Consider the following 18,942-nt stretch of genomic DNA (forward strand, 5'->3'; position numbering starts at 1 on the left):
ATTTTAAATGACTTCTATACGTTCCATAGTTAGTGAATACACATTTTCATATCCTGCTATGCTAAGCTTTTTCTGTAATCGATCCGTATCCTCTTTCAAAGCGTGTACTAACACCGTATGTTCTGGTAATAATGTATTTAACATCTCTTTCACATCTCTTATACTTTGGTGAACTTTATATGGAACTCGCTTCACCCTACATTCTTTACCTACACGTTCTTTCAAAACTTTGTCTGCAAAACTCCCTTTAGCAATATGTCCAGTAAATATAATGGAATTTCGTTCTTCATATCGCAGTTGTTCATAATATAACTGCGCTCGTTTCGTTTGCATATTCGCATCACTCATTACAACTATTCCATAACTATTTTGCGTACCGATGTCATGATCCATAACGATTATGTTTCTTTTTAAACTCTCCAGCACCCGTTCAATTTCTTCATTATTTTTAATCCAATCTTTATATACGAACATCTCCTCAAATCCATCCAAAATTTCTTGATCTACTATAATGGGAAGTTCTTTATATTTTTCATATAAATACAATACGATATCTTGCGCCCTACCAAGCGGTGGCAACGGTAGTAATGCTATTCCTTTATTTTGCGCAACTCGTTCAATTTCTGCACACAGTTCGTTTACTCTTTCATGTTGCGAAACATCCTCAGTATGATAAGCGGCATCTACGATTGCAACTTTTATATCGCCACGCAATTTCTCAGGTAAATTAGCTCGTAGTATGTTAGACTCTGCTGAGTAATCGCCAGAATAAAATACATATGTATGACTCATGTCCACTAAAAACCAAACAGCCCCTAATACATGCCCACTATACCCCCATTGAAAACGCAATGTAGGTGTAATCTGTATCCACTCATTCGGATTACTAATTTCATCAATATATACATAATCTAAATCTTTAACATTTTGGTCGTTATAAGGTACATTCCATCCTTGCGTCAAATTATAGTTTCTCCATTTTTCATAATAAGTGGGAAGTTGCTCCTTCGTATAACGAGTCGTCCAAATTTTTTTCTTATATCCATACTTCGCTAATAAAGGTAAGCCCATCGTGTGATCTTCATGAATATGTGATAAAAATACTGCATCTAAAAACGGTACAACTTCCCTCTCTATTTTTGGATAACTATCCTCATATGATCGATTAATACCACAATCAAATACTATTTTCGTCTCTTTATTTTTTACGAAGTAGCAGGAACGACCGTATTCTCCCGCTCCTCCCCATACTTCTATCCTCATCATGCTACCCCTTTTCGTTTTTGCTCCATATGTTGCAGAAGTAATAAACATATTGTTGTAAGTCCAACTGAAACGACAGCCATTGCCATTCCAATAGATACTTCTCCTTGTTCAAATTGAGCAAAAATAAATGTTGCTGAAGTTTCTACTGATGGAGGCAGTATGAGAAGGGATGCTACTAACTCTCTTATCGAGATTGTAAATGTCATCGCCCATCCAGCAAGAATACCCGGGATAATAAGAGGTAATATTATTTTTCTAAAAATATAAATATAATTTCCAGAAAAAATGGTTCCTGCCTGTACAAGAGAATCATCAATTTGCCCGAGCGATGCTTTTACATACTGCACCGTATAAGGTAAAAAAAGAACAACGTACGTCACGATAACCATGACTGGTGTATTGTAAATTGACATGGGCATATAGGGTGAATTCCAAAATAAAATCAGCCCTACAACCATCACGATTCCTGGTACCATATTCGGTAACATACCGCACATATCAAGCCATTTTTCAGAGGACTTTTTCCCCTTTCGAATCATAAGCGCCAAAAAGACTCCAATCATAACAGCAATAATCGCCGTTATAAGTGAAAATAGAAAACTGTTCCATAAAGCTTCTAATCCTGGAGATCCAATTGTAAATAATGCTTCATAATGGCTTGTTGTAAAGTTGTTTACATGCAAGCCGCCGCCTCTTAATTTTGATAATGAAGCAATCATTATAGAAAAGTATGGGATTCCAATTGATACGATTAATAAACCAATTACATAGCCCCATGCCACAACGCGTGTAAATATAGACAATGTATACCTTTTAGATTTCACACCTTTTCCACTAACCATTGCATATGAATACTTTCGATTTAATACATTTTGCATATACCAAATGAGCATACATGCACTAAGTAATAAAGAAGATAATGCTGTTGCACTACTAAAATCAATCGGCCAACTCGAAATAAATTTATGAATCTCTGATGTTAACACATGAAATCCTATTCTTCGTCCGAATGTAGCTGGTGTTCCAAATTCAGCAATCGTCTTTACGAAAATGAGTAAAGCACCCATTACATAACTTGATACTAATAACGGCAATATTATTTTTCGTAAACGATAGAAAAAGCTTCCGCCATGAACTGCTGCCGCTTCTTCTTTACTACTCCCAATTTGAAGTAACGTGTTTTTCAACATGAAGTATAGGAATGGGAATAAATGCAGACTCATAATTAAAACCATACCTCCTAAACTAAAAAACGAAGATGAAATCGTCTTTAGCATCGGAAAAAACTGTTCAAAATAGCCGTTCGGTTGCATGAACAAAATCCAGCCCATCGATCCAATATATGGCGGTGTCATAAATGGAATCATAAAAATAATATCTAACTTACTATACTTTCCAACATCTGTTTTGCTCATAATAAATGCTAATGGAAATGCAAATATGGTTGCTCCTATTACTACGAGTACACCTAGGAGCATTGAGTTTAGAAAAATCCCAGCTAATCCACCACTCTGCATCACTTCAAAAGGCTTTAAAAAATTCCAACTACTATTTTCATATACACTAGAAAATAAAATGAGAAAAAGCGGAATGACGATTAACATCGCCACAAGTAACAACGCTACCGTCATTCCAACTTGTCTTACTGATACGAATCGATTTACCATGTAATCACCATCTTATTGAAATACTTTCTTAAATTGTTTTCCTATTTCATCTTGTTCTTTCTCAACTGTCTTCCAATCAATATTTAATACGGGAATCTCTTCTACATTCGGTCTATTTTCAGCTTTTATATCTGTTCTGCCTGGTAATAAATACGCTTTAGCAACTTGTTTTTGCACATCATCTGATAATAAATAATCAATAAACTCTTTTGCACCTTCTACATTTTTACTATCCTTCATAATACCTGCTGCACGCGGGCTAATAACTGTTCCGCTTTTTGGATAGACAATATCAACCGGTTCCCCCTTTGCTTTTGCGCTGTACGTCATATAATCAACACCCGCAATTACCATGTCTTTCGCACCTGTTACTACTGGATCTAACGCTTCTTGGTTTGCACCTGCTACTGTAACTTCATTTTTCTTAAGCTGTTCAAATAAATTCCATCCATCTTTCCCATTCTTTTTCACATATCCTGTTACAAAGTCTAAAGCTGAACCTGAAAGTGCCGGATCTGGAAGGTTCACTTTCCCTTTCCATTCCCCTTTTGTTATATCACTCCAATCTTCAGGCGCTGTCTTCACATTTTTTGTGTTATACACAATTCCTAACGCTGAAGCACTATAACCGAAATAGTGTCCTTTATCATCCGACCATTCAGAACGAAGCTTATCAGCTTGTTTCGCTTCTTTATAAGCTAACGTTTGCCCATCCTTTTTTAATCCTTCCATCGCTGGTAAAGATGCAAGTACGACAACGTCAACGACTGGATTTTTCTTTTCAGCTTCCATTCTCGCTAAAATCTTACCAGTTGTTCCTTGAAACATTTCTACTTTTATACCCGTTTTCTTTTCAAAGTCCTTTTGAATTTTTTCTGCTAATCCTTTTGGCCCCGCACTATATACAACAATTTTCTTTTCATTCGCATTTTTATTTTTAGCATCTGCACTACCTGTCTTTGAACTACACCCTGTTACTACAGCAGAAAATAATAACGTACATACAAATAAAGACTTAAGCGAACTGAATTTCTTCATACGATTCTCCCCCTATATGATGAATATATTTTTTTGGCACATATAACGATACTGGTTTACCGATGCTTAATTTACTATTGTGATAAGCTGTCCATATTCCAAGTGCACCCATGTTTACTTTCATTTCATACCGTTCTCCTACATATGTAACGTGCTGAATTTCACCTGTATACATTTCACACACTTCATTTTTCGTCCAGCTCACATGCTCTGGACGAATCATTTGTTTACCCTCTACAAGCCAATTTGCCTTACCAACAAATTTTGCAACAAATTCATGAGATGGCTTCACATAAATGTCTTCTGGTGTTCCTTTTTGTAATACTTCTCCTTTTTTCATGACAATAATTTGATCTGACATTGACATTGCTTCTGTTTGATCGTGAGTGACATACAATGCCGTTAAACCGATCGAATGAACGATATCCATAAGCTCTAATCGCATTTCTTCTCTCAAAATTGCATCGAGTGCACTCAGCGGTTCATCAAACAAAATAAAATGCGGTTTTGTTACAATCGCTCTAGCAAATGCGACACGTTGCTGCTGTCCGCCAGAGAGTTCATGTGGATATCTTTTCTCCATCCCTTGCAGGCGAACTCGCTTTATTGCATCTTCTACTTTTTCCCGTAATTGATTCGTTTGCTTTGTAGCCCTTAAACCAAATGCAACATTTTCAAATACATTCATGTGTGGCCATAAAGCGAAATCTTGAAATACCATACCGATATTACGTTCATGAGGAGATGTTTTTATTTTTTTCGCACTAGAATACATGCACGTATCTCCGAAATATATTTCTCCTTTATCTGGTTCTTCAAGTCCTGCAATCATTCTAAGTAAAGTCGTTTTCCCGCATCCCGAAGGTCCTAAAAGTGTGGTAAATTCACCTTGTTTCATGACAATTTGTAACGGCTTTAACGCCTGCGTTTTTCCAAAATTCTTTTCTAATCCACTAATTTTAATGTCCATCGTTTCACCTCTCTCCCCTCACTCTTAACCTGCTTTCATTCTATATGGAAGATTTATACTGAATGTTAATGTACTGTAAAGATTAAATTAAAAAACTTCTAATAAACTATTTATTTCTATAGATTTTTTCTATAGTTAGAAGAAAAAGGGGCAAATTGCCATGAATCTCTTAAAATTAGAAATTGTAGTGCTTATTAAGAAATATAAAAAGCTTACGATTGTTGCAGAAAAACTTGGTATTAAACAACCTACTATTACATTCCATATAAAAAGCTTAGAAGAGGAACTCGGTGTGTCTTTATTTGAATTACGTTCTGGAAGATATTTCTTAACAGAGGCTGGTGAGGCATTGCATCATTATGCTTGTAAAATAGATGCACTTATGAAAGAAGCTAGGCGGGTCACGCAAGAGTTTAAAGATTTTCATAAAGGCGCTATAACAATTGGCGCTAGTTATGTACCAGCGACTTATCTTTTACCAGAAATTATTCACCAATTTCAATGTGAATTTCCAAATATAAAAATAACACTTATGGTAAAAACAGCTCCTGAAATTCGAACAATGCTACAAAATCATGAAATTGATCTCGGGGTAATTTCTGCAGCACCGTTTGATGAATCACTTTTAAAACAGACGATTGTAATGCCTGATACACTTGTTCTTGTTTTCTCCAAAGAACATCCTTTTTCAAAAAAAGAAAATGTATCATTACAAGACATTGAAAAGGAACGTATATTATTGCATCGTAATCCATCTACAACGAGAGATTTACTTACAAAATGGATGTTAGCTCATAACATTACATTCCAATCCGAAATTGAATTAGATTCATTAGAAACGATGAAACAAATTTTAAAATACGGTAATGGTGTCGCTTTTATTTCTAAACTCGCTATTGAACAAGAAGTACAACGAAATGAACTATGCTACATACCTATCCCTGAATTTGAATTTCAGCGTAACATTTATACAATTCATCATGAGGACAGATGGAATTCTAAAATTATTTCTTTTTTACTACATAGCATCACTTCTTATGCAGAAAAAAGTTAAAAGGCTGTCGTTATACACGACAGCCTTTTAAACTACAACTCTATTTATTTTTCTTCGCTTCAATTCTTGCTTGTGCCTCTTCAGCCTTATCTAATGCTTCTGAAAATTTCTTCTCTTTTTCTTTCACGTCATCTATGCTATCGACAGCTTTGATAAGTTTATCAATTCCTTCTTCCTCTACTTTTCTACGCTTTGCCACTCTTTCATTTACTTTCTTTTCCACATCATTTGCTTTTTGAAGCATATTCTCTGCATTTGATGTTACAGCTGTTTCAAGTGCATCGTCCTTTTTCATTTGTAACACTTCATTTGCAATATCTTTCGCTTCTAAATACTTACCGTCTTTTAATGCTGTTGCCCCGTGATCCATTCTCTCAGCAACTTCTTTATATGATTTCGCTTCATTTCCTGATTTCTCTTTTTCTGCTTTTCCAAACCACATCGTTGCATCACTATATTTTTCATCTTTCAATGATTGCATACCTGTTTCAATATATGTGTCATAGTTGCTACATCCAGCCATCACGACTAATAGAAAAAGCATAACAAAACTTAATTTTTTCATGATGTTTTCTCCTTTTCTTTGCTTGCTCACTATACTGTAACATACATGAAAAAGAGTTTCAAAAACTAAAATACTAATTTGGTCATTTTTATAATGATAAGTCAAATTTTTATTATTTTCTTATTTTTAAGCCGACACGTCCACTTGTTTTTTCGCCATATGTTGCTTTACTCCAACTAATACAACTAACAATAAACCTCCGCCTAATGTCATCATAACAATGCTAGTTGGCAACATATCTAATAATAATCCATATACAATCATACCGAGCGGTGCAATTGCAGTAGCAATTGTTTCAAGTAGGCCAAACACACGCCCTAAGTAGCTCGGATCTGTCGTCTTTTGCATATGTACTTGCATCGGAATATTTACAATCATAATTGATATACCCGTTAACATCATAAAAGCAATATAGTAAATAAAACTTGCCACTTTTGGAATGGTAACTAACAACGGGAAGACTGTACATAAACTCAAACCAGCAAACAAAAACAGTCCCGTATAAATAGAACGAAACGGATTATTCACTTCTTTACGCACTGATAAAGCAATCGCCCCCATTAACATCCCGACTGCTAACATTCCCTCTACAACACCGAGTTGCTTTGAAGATAAATGCAATGTATGGACGATAATGTATGGAAGTGCAACGGTTAGCCCACAAGCAAAAAAGTTTACCCACAATGCTATTTTCATTAAGCTATATATTTCATGCTGTCGTTTTACATATGAAAAACCTTCTTTTATACTCGTCAAGAAATGCTCTTTACTCTCAGCCACTTCTTTTTTATATAAATCAAACACAATAAATAATTGCAAAATAACCGCTAAAAAGAATGTAATGCTATTTAACAAAAAGAACGACTTAATTGAAAAGAAACCAAATACAACTCCACCAATGATCGGCCCTAAAATATTTGATAAAGAAGCTGCCGTTTGATTTAAAGCACTCGCTTTTTGAATACGCCCCTCATCCACTAAACTCGGAATAGACGACGTTAATGCAACAGAATAAAAACTTGCACAAATTGATAATAATGCTGCTGAAATATAAATAAAAAGAAGTGATGGTCCAAATATAGTAGCAAGAATAAACATAATAAGCATCGTTAAACTACTTAATAAATCAGTTCCAATGACAAGCCACTTTCGATTCACACGGTCTGCTACAGCACCTGCAATTGGACCACAGATCATCCTTGGAAGTGATCCGCAAACGAGCGTAATTGCAAACCCCATTCCTGAACCAGTTGTCTTTAGTACGTATAACCCCATTGCGAACGTATAAATACCTGCTCCTAATAAAGACGTCATTTTTCCAATCATCATTAAAATGATATTTCTCGTTGCAATCTTCATTCTTGAATCAGCTTGACCTATACTTACATCTTCCATTATGACACTCTCCCCTTAAAAGTTAAATTGTGTTAAACTTATTATATAATCAACTTTCCAATTATTACAACAAAAAGTTTAATTGTATTTAACTTTTTTAATTATAAAGGAGCTACAATATGGCAACTCTCGGAGAAAAAATTAAGGCATTGCGAAAAGAAAAAAAGCTTACTCAAACAGCACTGGCAGGTTCCGAATTGACAAAAAGCATGCTTAGTCAAATTGAAAATGGAAAAGCTACACCTTCTATGAAAACATTACAATATATTGCAGAAAAACTTGAATGTGAAACGAGTTTTTTATTAGAAGAAGATGATGTAGAAATTGTAGCACTCATTCAAAAAATGGAGCCATTAATAAAAGCAAATAAATGCGATGAAGTATATGAGACTTTACTACCTATCGTTCAAAAAGAACTACCTCTTACTTTAAATACAGCACGTTTATATAAACAGTTCATAACTGGAGCGGCTATTATGAACGATTATAATATTGAATATTACGTTGAAAAAGCTGTTTCTATATTTGAAAAATATACTTTGTATCGCGAAAGTACTGAAACGAAACTACTGTTTTACTATATGCTCTACAAACGGAAAAAATATAAAGAATGTTTACAGTTGATTACCAGAATTCGCGATGAATATAAAACGAAGAATTTAGAAATGGATCTTATTACACATATACAATTATATTTAAAAGAAGCAATTATTTTACTCGCATATGGTAATTATGAAAAATGTGAAAAAGTCATTTTAGATGCACTTGCATTTTCAAAAAAACATCAAGTGTATTATAAAACAGATGAATTTTACCGTATTTTATCTTATCAAAAAATTATTACAACTGATAAAGAAAGATATTTATATTACATAAAAAAATCTGAGCAATTTGCCATTTTTACAGAAGATACTTTATCTGTTGCAAATATAGATATATTAAAAGCTTATTACTACAATACCGTTACGAATGAATATACAATTGCATTAGCACATTTAGAACAATTCCGAGAAAAACTAAAAGATGTACCAATTTTTCAAGACGATGGACTGTATTATCTTGAAAAAGGAAAATCTCTGTATGGTTTAAAACATTACAAGGAAGCTTTAGAAGTATTAGATCGTGCTATCATACCGGATTATATGAGTCATCCACTTGATCAATCGTGGTTATTAACAGCTGGATCTTATCGTGCCCTTTGCTATATAGAACTTCAAGATAAAAAATCGGCCTTGAAAGAAGCAAAAGAAGCAGTTCAAGCAATAGATAGCTATCCTGATTCCATCTTCTCTTCATTTATTAAAGAAACATTACAAATAATACAAAAACTTTAAGAATGTCTCGAAATGGTATATTATTCCTCTTTTTTAGCAAAGATAATAATGATGGGAGGAATATAAATGAATATTCAACGTGCAAAAGAGCTTTCTGTGTCAGCGGAGCAAGCTAATGTTAGTTTTCAAGGCATGCCTGTTACGATTCAACACGTCGACGAAAGCAACGAAACCGCCCGCATATATGAAGTAAAAAATCCAGGACGCGAATTAACGGTTCCAGTTAATAGCTTAGAGGAAATATAAAAAATGCCACTTCATTTTTTGAAGTGGCATTTTCTTTTATTATATATTGCATCACTAGTTTTTCGTTTTTAATAAACCGTACAACCCTATACAAATTACAATGAGACCTACTATGCCAAAAACCAGTTTTTCAAATAAATCTCTTGTTTCATGACTCCTCACATCTGCTATACTTTTGTTTTGTCTTTCAATTTCATTTTGCTCTGCTTCTACTCGCTCCCCATACACTAACAAACGATATTTACTTGATGTATATGGTTCACACGTAAGTAATGTAACTTTATCTTTTCCTTTTATTACATTTAATTTATCAACTTGATTAGGATTAATAATCTCACGGCCAACTACTTTATACTCTTGCTGCTTTCCAAATACCTTTACATAGAATAAGTCTCCATCAGTTAACCAATCAAGATGGCGAAACATCTTTGCCCCATGATAACCTCGATGCCCTGCTAAAACAGCATGTGTATCTTTCCCACCAATTGGTAATGAAGTCCCTTCGATTTGCCCTATCCCTTTACTTAAGTTTTCTTGAGTCGCCCCTAAGTAAATTGGCAACTCCTCATTTATTTTTGGAATAGAAACCGTACCAAATATCTCATCTTTATTTATAAAATTTAACGATTCCTTATTTACTTCAGCATCCTGAACAAATGGATCATTCATTTTGAAAGCAGCTCTTCCTAACAAACTATTATATGTTTCCATCTTCTGAAATTTCTCATTAACATCTTCTACTTTTAAATTATCAACCACTTTTTCGTAACGGATTACTCTCGTTTTATATACATAATTGTTTATATAATTAGCAACCAATGGATATAGAAATAGAGATAAACCTGCAAGGAACAATACTAAACTTATGAATCCCCTTCTCACACACTCACCACACAATACATACTATTTTCGTTTTTTTAAATAGATTATTAGAAGGATGATACAAATCATAACAATAGGAATAACGATCATCCACTCTTCTAAAATGAAAGGTTTTGTAATCATTTCTTTTTCTACAATATCATAGGGAACACGGTGACCTCTCACTAGTAACCTGTGCGTGTTCACTCCATAAGGGGTACACGTAATCAATGTTGCATAATCTTGTCCTTGTACAACTAATAAATCTTCTGTCTCATTTGGTAACACAACTTTTATTTGATCTACCTGATAGGCAAGCACTTTATCTAATGTATGAATATAAAATATATCTTTCTTTTCAATTTTGTCTAAATGAGTAAACATTAGCGCTGAAGGTAAACCGCGATGTCCCGTTAAAACTGTATGCGTATTTTCTCCCCCTATTGGTAATGAGGTTTCATTCAACTGACCAATCCCACGGCTTAACACTTCTTCTGTTGTCCCTTGATAAATTGGAAGGTTTACATCAATTTTTGGGATTTCAATATACCCCATAACATCACCAACATTTAACATATCCACAGTAGAACTTTTACGTTCACCATCCTTTTCCCGAAAAGGATCTGAAAATGTTTGCGTCGTATTTTGTACCTTCTTATTATACTCTCGTGCTTCCGTTTCTTTACGATCAATCTCTTCCTGCTCCAGCCCCTTTATCGCTTCATCATACGTACTTACTTCTGAATAATGTGTTCTTGTTGCAAACCAATTGCTTACAGTTGGATAGAGAAATATACTTAATCCTAGTAAAAAAATACTTCCAAAAATTATATTTCGTTTCATAATAGCCTCTTTCACTACGGATAAAATGTGGAAAAGAGGAAAGCAATATGCCTTTCCTCTTTTCTAAACTCAATTATTATAAACATATAAATTAAGAATTTTTTACAGGTTTTTTTCTAAAGAAAATAAATGTTGCTACCGCCATTAGTATAAGGCCCACTACTGTGAAGAGAATTGTACCCATACCACCTGTTGCTGGAATAATCCAACCGCTCTTATTATTCTCAACTTGTAGCTCTATTTTTTGGTGTTTTTCATCAATTGTAATATCAATTGGATCTCTTAACTTTTGATAGTGTTCGACTGCACCGTCTTTATCTTTATATTTTGGTGCTTCCGTCTCAACAATTTGATATTCACCGTACGGGATTTCATTCCATGTAATAATACCATTTGCATCTGTTATATCATTCATTTCTTTCCCATTAACTTTTATAACATTACCTTTTTTATCTTGTAATTGGAACTTCGCACCTTCTAATTTAAGCGTCTTATCCTTACCATCAACTTTTTCAATTTTAATATTTCCCGTTGTCGGTGTGACCACCACTTCATTAGATGGCTTTCCATCTTTTTCTGATGAAACATCATCTTTGTTTACAAAATCAAGTACTGCTTTGTTTGGAATTTTCACTCCAGATTCAACATCACTTTTAATTTTTGCAGTAATTTGTAAATGAAGCTCTTTTCCATTTATTTTTGAAAAATCTTCAATCGTAGCGGTTACTTTTTGGCCTTCTACAACTACTTTTACACTATCATCTTCAACTTTCTTTCCATCAACCATAACAATTGGTAGGCCTTTTATTTCCAAACGATCATCTAAAATATCTGTTACAACATATTTTTTATATGATTGAATATCTTCAGGAAGTAGTGTTTTAATATCATACGTATAATCTGTCTCTTTATTAATTCCAGCTACTTTTGAACCGTTATTTATACTTTTAGTAATGGTAGGTTCTTTATAGTTCTTTATATCGTCCAGCTTAACTACTTCACCAGATTCCTTAATAGAGAAAGGACGCTCCTCTTTACTAGTTAAATAACCTGTTGGAGCCTTATGCTCAATAAAATAATAATAATCCCCATATTCTAGCGAATCAACACGAACTTTACCATCTTCACCTGTTACTAATGAACTCGGTGTCTTAACTTGTGTACTTGTTCCATCCTTATTCTTTTTAAATAAATGGAACTCTGCATCTTTTAATACTTTACCGCCTTCACCTTTTTTTACGAATTCTACTGAACCACGTTTTGTTTCATTTTTAGGGTAAATATGAACATCGTAATTTAATTCTTTACCGTTTGTACTTGTCATTGGAATATCAACTATAAAAGTAGTCATGTCCAATTCAATATGTTCTGGACCTTTAATAGCTTTTACTTCATAACGTCCTAGTGGAAGATTTGTAAAAACAGCTTCCCCTTTTGCATTTGTTACCTTTGTAATTGCAGCATCTTTGACTGGCTTTGCTTCTTCTTTTATAACAGTTCCATCATTTGAAATTTTTTCAAATGACTCAATTCGTTTAATTTCAAAAGTTACACCTTCTAAAGGTTTTGCCCCTTCTGGAACAGTTTGTCCTTCTTTTCCATTACCTTTTGTAGTTGTTTTAAAGTCTTTACTTTGTTCAAACTTATGAATCGTTAAAGTACCTGTACTTTTTGATTCAGCACTAACCGTCATATTCATTAATGCCGAAAAAGCTAATACACATATTAATAATAAGCTAAAAATCCTTTTCATTATTCGTCACTCCCCTATTGTGTCTACCTTTGTTGCAAACTACTAATCTATTTCATAATCTTTCTTTTTCTGAAGAAGAAGAAAGATGTAATAAACATCAATATTCCACCAATTACATAAAAGACAATTGTTCCTATGCCACCTGTTTCAGGGATAATCCACTCATTTTTATGATTTACTATTTTTATTTTTTTGGTAGATACATCGCTAGTCACATGAATTTCAATTGGCTCTTTCATAAGCATATATCCTACTGGCGCTTGCACTTCTTTTAACATATATTTTCCAACTAGCAATGGATTAGAAATAGCTACACCATTTTTATCCGTTGTTAATTCAGATACTACTTTTCCACCTTTATCAATCACTTGAAATACTGCGCCTTCTAATTTGATATTTTCATCGTTCGCATCTACTTTTTCAATCTCAAACTTCCCTAATGTTGGTGGTACTACGAATACTTCATTTGACACAATTTTTTTCTGATCAAACAGTAATTCTGCTTTATTTGGAATACCATCATTCACATTGTATTTCGTTAGTATATCTGCATTTACATTAGCGTTTAGTCTTGACTTAATATGCATTGTATACGATTGATTCGCAAGATAAGTATAATTTCTGTCCTGCTTCGGTAACTCAATACTTACTTTCTTTAATTGTTCATCAATTTGCGGTATAACTTCTATTTCTTCTCCATCGCTGTTTACAAGTCGTACTTGTAGGACAGTTAACACATCTTCTAAGTCATCCTGCAATACCACTTTTTCAAGGTTCATGACATCATTACCAAAATTATAGTTTACATGCCATGTAAACTCTTCACCTACACTTTGTAATGTCGCCTTTTCCACTTCTTTTTCATCTGCATCCGAAACCATCTTTCTTACTTTAGGTTCCTTTGCTTCCACATTCGTTTTTACATTCGGTTTTTGTGGTGGTAAATCTTCATTATCTGGTGTTTTCCCCTCAACAACCGCTATGTTCTCAATTTCTTTCTTTTTTAATGCGTCTTGCGTAACTTTCACTTTAAAAGTTACCGTTCTTTCTTCTGTATCAAGTACATCACCAAAGTTTACTTTGATCGTGTTATCCTCATACGATCCTTCATCTTCGTCAATTGCATCTGTCATTCGCTTCCCATTCAACTTCATACTACCAGCTACATATTCCACTCCTTCAGGCAGTTTATCCATTAGATGCATATCTTTAATTAGCCCATTTTCTACCTTATTTCGAACTTTAATTTGATACTCGAATTCATCATTGACATGAAATTTTTCTTGCCTTTTATCAACAATCTCTTTCTTCGATTCTAGTTGTCCAGACAACGGATCGACTGGTGTTTCAACTTCTGGTTTCTCCTTATCTTTCGAACTATCCGTCTCAACTATTGCTATATTTTTTATTTTCTTATTTGCCATTTCCGGTTTTACAACAACTTCAAACGTTATTGCTTTCTCTCCCTCGCCTTTAAGGTCGCCGAAATGGGCATAAATCGTTCCATCTTTTATATGTACATGATCTTCATCTTCAACATCCGTTTGTTCCTTCCCGTTTATCTTTAACGTATTTGGAACATATTCTACTCCTTCAGGAAGTTTATCCGTAAGTTTAACAGATTTTAAGAGAGAATCTGGCACACTATTTTTAGCATGAATTGTATATTCTAGTTTGTCGCCAACCTTCAGCGTACCACCGTTTATATCCTTAGCTAGTTTAGTAGCTACTAACTTCCCGGGTTTCTCCTCTCGTTCGGGTAATACTTTCACTACTACTTTATTAGAAGAGTTATCCTCAACTTTACTTCCTGTTAACTCATCAATCCCTTGAACAACGGCAGTATTAGGAACTTCAGTTTCTACCTTTTCTCCCTTTAACTTCGCTTTAAATTCAACCGTTGTCTCCGGTGTTTTATCCGTATAGTTTCCACCTTTAGAAGCATTTGCTCCTTCACCAATTCTTATTGTTAACTTTCTTGTCTTTACGTCATAGTCAACCTGTTCTGTTTGATTTCCAGCATTCGGACCAGAAATGATTTTCACCGAATTCGGAACAAATTCTAGACGTGAATCTAAAACATCTTCAATTTTTGTATCAACAGAACTCGAATTCGGTTCAATGTTTTTCACCCGTAAACGATATGTAACTTCATCACCTGGCTCGTATTTTTCTTTTGCATCTACTACTTCCTTATCGATTACAAGCTCTGGCGCTGTTGCATTTACAGCAAAGGCTAATGTGTTTAATACGTAGTCGTCTTTTGTTGTATATGCTTTTAACTTTATTTCTCGTTGACCTGGCTTAATATATCCTGCTGGTAACCTAATTAAATCTGCATCAATTCCTAAATTATTTTTATAATCGGGATTAAAAGTACCTGGATACTTATCTCTCATATGTTCTTCATATTCAGAAATAGTGGAATTAAATATATTACCTGTTGGATTCAGCTTATCCGTAACTTCCTTCCAGGTATTATCTGTATGAACAGAAAGTTTATCACCTTGCCAATATCTATCACCTTGGACAGCGAAAACAGAAACTTTTGGATCTAAATCTCCATTTTTTGAAGCAAGAAAGTTTTTCACAGTAAATTCTTTTTCACCAGACCCAGTAGCTCTTTTCAATCCGCCATCATAAACAGTAAATGCTTTTCTTGTTTTTGACTTATCTTTCGTGATAACTAACATGTACCAGCCAGCAAAAGAATAATATCCATAATTATATGCAAGGTTTGTATTTGGATAAGGAATATTTGCTACAGTATAGCTTCCTCCTTTTGAATTAGAGGACTGTAAAGGCTTTGTAACATCTGCATAGTTAGAATAATAAGTACCATCAATACCAAAACCATAAAGCAAGCCACTACCGTAATACGTATTACTTGGTTTTACTTGAAAGCTCTTCCCTACCGGAGTAGTAAACTTTATTGGTGCTACATACTGTTGCTGCGTTAATTCATAACGTGTTGAGCTCCAATATAGCCCAGCCCATTCAATTTCAGCATCTTCTGGAACAGGAATATATGCCTTAGATGAATTTGTAGTTGTTGGATCATCATCTACATCAATGAGTTCACGTGTATAGCCATTCGGTGTTGTCGCGTAAGTATACGTTATATCTGAATACAATGCTGTTTTCTTCTGAGCTTCAGTAGCTTTAATACCTAAATTCACATTCCCAGTAGAATACATATCACCTTTATGAATAGATTGATAAGTAGGGTTATCGAATCCCTCATCATCTGTTACCGCTGCACTCACCTTACCAATCGAACTTAAAAACTGGTATTGAGATAACAGCAAGAATAAACTCATAACAACTATAAATACATTTAATATTTTTTTATTTTCTTTTATCCTACTGTGCAAAGAGGTCACCTCCTTCAATAAATTTTACTAACATATTATATATATATACTTTATATGTATTATTCTAATATAAATCATAAGATTTGTTAACAAAATATGTGATTTATTACTATTTTATACATTTTAATATAGAGATTTTAAGATTAATAATAGTATCTAATAATAATTAAGCTTTGAATATAAATAATATAGAAACTTCTTACTTTAAACCTATTTTATGGTATTTTATATAATGGTAATTGCAAAATCTTTATAACCAAATATAAAAGTTTTATAATTCCATACCCTATTAATAAAGGAGGCTTTTCATGAACCTTTCTATATACGAAGGTTTAGGTATTATTTTTTTCATAATCATTATTACTTACGCTCTCGCCCACAAATATTTATGGTCAAAAAAATTACTTATTATTCTATTTATCGTTAGTAATGCCATTTATCTTATTTGGCGAACTTTTTATTCGTTACCAACTATTAATCTCATAAGTATTATCGCGGGTATTATATTGTTAGTTACAGAGTGGGCTGGTTATTTACAATCTATCGTTTTTAGCATCATTTCATGGAAACCGTATAAACGGAAAGAAGTACCGTTATCTACTTTCGAAACATTACCTACCGTTGATATTTTTATCGCAACCTACAATGAGCCACTCGATTTATTAAAACGAACTGTCGCTGGTTGTACAATGATAACTTATCCGAAAGAGTTGCTCAATATTTACATTTGTGATGATGGTCGACGCGAAAGTGTTAAAAATCTTGCTAGTGAATTTTCTGTCCACTATATTACTCGTACTGAAAACACTCATGCTAAAGCAGGAAACTTAAATCATGCCATGACCCATTCGACAGGTGATATTATCGTTACAATGGATGCTGATATGGTCCCAAGAGCCAACTTTTTAGAGCGAACGATTGGTTATTTTTCTAAAAATAATATTGTATTTGTTCAAGCACCACAAGTGTTTTATAATGCTGATCCGTTCCAATATAATTTGTTTTTTGAAGATAATATCGCCAATGAACAAGATTTCTTTATGCGTCAATTAGAGGAAGGAAAAGATCGATTTAACGCTACGATGTATGTTGGTAGTAACGCTCTATTTCGCCGTACTGCTCTTGAAGAAATTGGAGGATTTGCAACTGGCGTTATTACTGAAGATATGGCAACTGGTATGCTACTACAAGCGAACAAATGGGAAACTGTATTTGTCAATGAAACACTCGCTGTTGGATTATCCCCAGAAACGTTTAGCGATTTATTAAAACAACGTGATCGCTGGTGTCGAGGGAATATTCAAGTCGTAAAAAAATGGAATCCTTTCACTTTAAAAGGATTATCTTTTATGCAGCGTCTTTTATATGCAGATGGAATTCACTATTGGTTTTTCGGCGTTTATAAAATGATATTTTTACTAGCACCACTATTATTTTTAGTATTTGATATTTACAGTTTAGAAATTAATTTTATGCAATTATTTATGTTTTGGGCTCCTGCCTTTTTAACGTCACAGCTTATTTTCAAAGCTGTTTCGAATAAAAAACGAACGACTACGTGGAGTCACGTATACGAAGTAGCTATGGCACCTTATATGGGATTTGCTATATTATCAGAAACGTTCTTACGAAAAAAGTTTCAATTTCATGTAACGAGAAAAGGCGTCCAAAATAATACGAGACATTTTTTATGGATTGCAAGTGTCCCTCATCTCGTGCTACTAATATTAACAGTTATTGCACTTATTCGGGCAACACTTATGCTCTTATACCCTGCGCAATATCATATTGAAAGAGAAAGTTTATATATTAATATTTTCTGGGTACTATACAACGGGGTAGCGATTATCACTTCATTATTTGTAGCATTTGAAAGACCGCGTTTCCGAAACTCTGAACGTTTCGTAGTAAATTTACCAGGTACTTTACAAACCGAAGATATGACGATTTCTTGCCACGTCCTTGATATTAGTGAAACTGGTGCACGTTTTGAAGTAGATTCATACATTCCATTTGAAACTTTATCAAGTCTATCTTCCTATACATTATCTTTTGGAGAGGTAGAAAAGATTCATAGTAGAAAAAAATGGATTCGGAGACAAGAAAATTCTGTGCAAATTGGCGTGTCGTTTCATGATGTATCCCATGAGCAATATTGTAAACTCATTCTTCATCTATTTAGTAAACCTGTTAATGACCGGGTGGAAAAGGTGTACGATAAGGCATTTCTTACACTAGCAATTGCATCTTTCATAAAAAACACAAAGAAATCACCAAGGCAATTTCGCAGGCAACATATACGTGAACAACTTATGACTCCTGGAACATTACATATGAACGGGATGCCAATTGAAGCGACCATTATCGACTATAGTACCGGTGGGTGTCAAATACAAACGAACACCCCACTCGCGATTGACCAAATTATACAAGTTACAATGAATGAGCGTAATATTCAAAAGAAAAAAGCGCAAGTATGTTGGATTCAAAAAAAAGGTCGTAAAATATATGGTGGATTAAAATTTACAGCGTAAAAAAGAAAAGAAGCCTCGTGCTTCTTTTCTTTTTATTTCGTG

The 18,942-nt window shown here is 33.9% G+C and carries 14 protein-coding genes; 4 read left to right on the forward strand and 10 right to left on the reverse strand.

Annotation, left to right across the window (positions count from 1 at the left end):
* Window positions 1–3: 3 nt before the first annotated feature.
* The 4 genes from QEP67_RS19400 to QEP67_RS19415 are packed head-to-tail and all read right to left on the reverse strand — an operon-like array spanning window position 4 to window position 4,941.
* Window positions 4–1,266, reverse strand: a complete 1,263-nt coding sequence (locus QEP67_RS19400) for an MBL fold metallo-hydrolase (RefSeq protein ID WP_048566856.1) — start codon at window positions 1,264–1,266, stop codon at window positions 4–6.
* Window positions 1,263–2,933, reverse strand: coding sequence for an iron ABC transporter permease (locus QEP67_RS19405; RefSeq protein WP_048566855.1), 1,671 nt, complete (start codon window positions 2,931–2,933; stop codon window positions 1,263–1,265). The genes QEP67_RS19400 and QEP67_RS19405 overlap by 4 nt, the downstream gene beginning before the upstream one ends.
* 12 nt (window positions 2,934–2,945) lie before the next feature.
* The gene (locus tag QEP67_RS19410; protein ID WP_046959003.1) at window positions 2,946–3,971 is read right to left on the reverse strand and encodes an ABC transporter substrate-binding protein; all 1,026 of its coding nucleotides are present in this window, start codon (window positions 3,969–3,971) and stop codon (window positions 2,946–2,948) included.
* Entirely contained in the window at window positions 3,949–4,941 is a 993-nt protein-coding gene (locus tag QEP67_RS19415) for an ABC transporter ATP-binding protein (RefSeq protein ID WP_064449835.1), read from the reverse strand. Before QEP67_RS19415 ends, QEP67_RS19410 begins: the two co-directional genes overlap by 23 nt.
* A gap of 160 nt (window positions 4,942–5,101) precedes the next feature.
* Between QEP67_RS19415 and QEP67_RS19420 the strand changes: the two genes are divergently transcribed.
* Entirely contained in the window at window positions 5,102–5,995 is an 894-nt protein-coding gene (locus tag QEP67_RS19420; protein WP_001050588.1) for a LysR family transcriptional regulator, read from the forward strand.
* A 40-nt stretch (window positions 5,996–6,035) separates the two neighbouring features.
* Here QEP67_RS19420 and QEP67_RS19425 read toward each other — a convergent pair whose 3' ends face one another.
* Together QEP67_RS19425 and QEP67_RS19430 are read right to left on the reverse strand one after the other, a co-directional pair.
* Window positions 6,036–6,560 (reverse strand): DUF4398 domain-containing protein, encoded by a 525-nt coding sequence (locus tag QEP67_RS19425; protein ID WP_000736445.1) that lies wholly within the window; start codon window positions 6,558–6,560, stop codon window positions 6,036–6,038.
* Between the two features lie 126 nt (window positions 6,561–6,686).
* On the reverse strand, window positions 6,687–7,955 hold the full coding sequence (locus tag QEP67_RS19430) for an MFS transporter (protein WP_000390440.1): 1,269 nt from the start codon (window positions 7,953–7,955) through the stop codon (window positions 6,687–6,689).
* Between the two features lie 119 nt (window positions 7,956–8,074).
* Between QEP67_RS19430 and QEP67_RS19435 the strand changes: the two genes are divergently transcribed.
* Window positions 8,075–9,289 carry a helix-turn-helix transcriptional regulator gene (locus QEP67_RS19435; RefSeq protein WP_048566853.1) on the forward strand — a complete coding sequence of 405 codons (1,215 nt, stop codon included), beginning with the start codon at window positions 8,075–8,077 and terminating at the stop codon, window positions 9,287–9,289.
* Between the two features lie 66 nt (window positions 9,290–9,355).
* Window positions 9,356–9,535, forward strand: a complete 180-nt coding sequence (locus QEP67_RS19440) for an H-type small acid-soluble spore protein (RefSeq protein WP_001025744.1) — start codon at window positions 9,356–9,358, stop codon at window positions 9,533–9,535.
* Window positions 9,536–9,589: 54 nt separating this feature from the next.
* Here QEP67_RS19440 and QEP67_RS19445 read toward each other — a convergent pair whose 3' ends face one another.
* The 4 genes from QEP67_RS19445 to QEP67_RS19460 all read right to left on the reverse strand — a co-directional run bounded on the left by QEP67_RS19445 (window position 9,590) and on the right by QEP67_RS19460 (window position 16,366).
* Window positions 9,590–10,417 carry a class C sortase gene (locus QEP67_RS19445; protein ID WP_033658776.1) on the reverse strand — a complete coding sequence of 276 codons (828 nt, stop codon included), beginning with the start codon at window positions 10,415–10,417 and terminating at the stop codon, window positions 9,590–9,592.
* Window positions 10,418–10,438: 21 nt separating this feature from the next.
* The gene (locus QEP67_RS19450; protein WP_000827787.1) at window positions 10,439–11,239 is read right to left on the reverse strand and encodes a class C sortase; all 801 of its coding nucleotides are present in this window, start codon (window positions 11,237–11,239) and stop codon (window positions 10,439–10,441) included.
* Window positions 11,240–11,330: 91 nt separating this feature from the next.
* Window positions 11,331–12,992, reverse strand: a complete 1,662-nt coding sequence (locus tag QEP67_RS19455) for a SpaH/EbpB family LPXTG-anchored major pilin (protein WP_000821083.1) — start codon at window positions 12,990–12,992, stop codon at window positions 11,331–11,333.
* A gap of 47 nt (window positions 12,993–13,039) precedes the next feature.
* Entirely contained in the window at window positions 13,040–16,366 is a 3,327-nt protein-coding gene (locus tag QEP67_RS19460; RefSeq protein ID WP_000556173.1) for an isopeptide-forming domain-containing fimbrial protein, read from the reverse strand.
* A gap of 308 nt (window positions 16,367–16,674) precedes the next feature.
* Here QEP67_RS19460 and QEP67_RS19465 point away from each other — a divergent pair, with 308 nt between their 5' ends.
* On the forward strand, window positions 16,675–18,900 hold the full coding sequence (locus QEP67_RS19465; RefSeq protein WP_353706379.1) for a glycosyltransferase: 2,226 nt from the start codon (window positions 16,675–16,677) through the stop codon (window positions 18,898–18,900).
* Window positions 18,901–18,942: the final 42 nt, after the last annotated feature.

Origin of the sequence: Bacillus cereus group sp. MS39 (assembly GCF_040448665.1) — a bacterium.
In the GTDB taxonomy this organism is placed as follows: Bacteria; Bacillota; Bacilli; order Bacillales; family Bacillaceae_G; genus Bacillus_A; species Bacillus_A wiedmannii.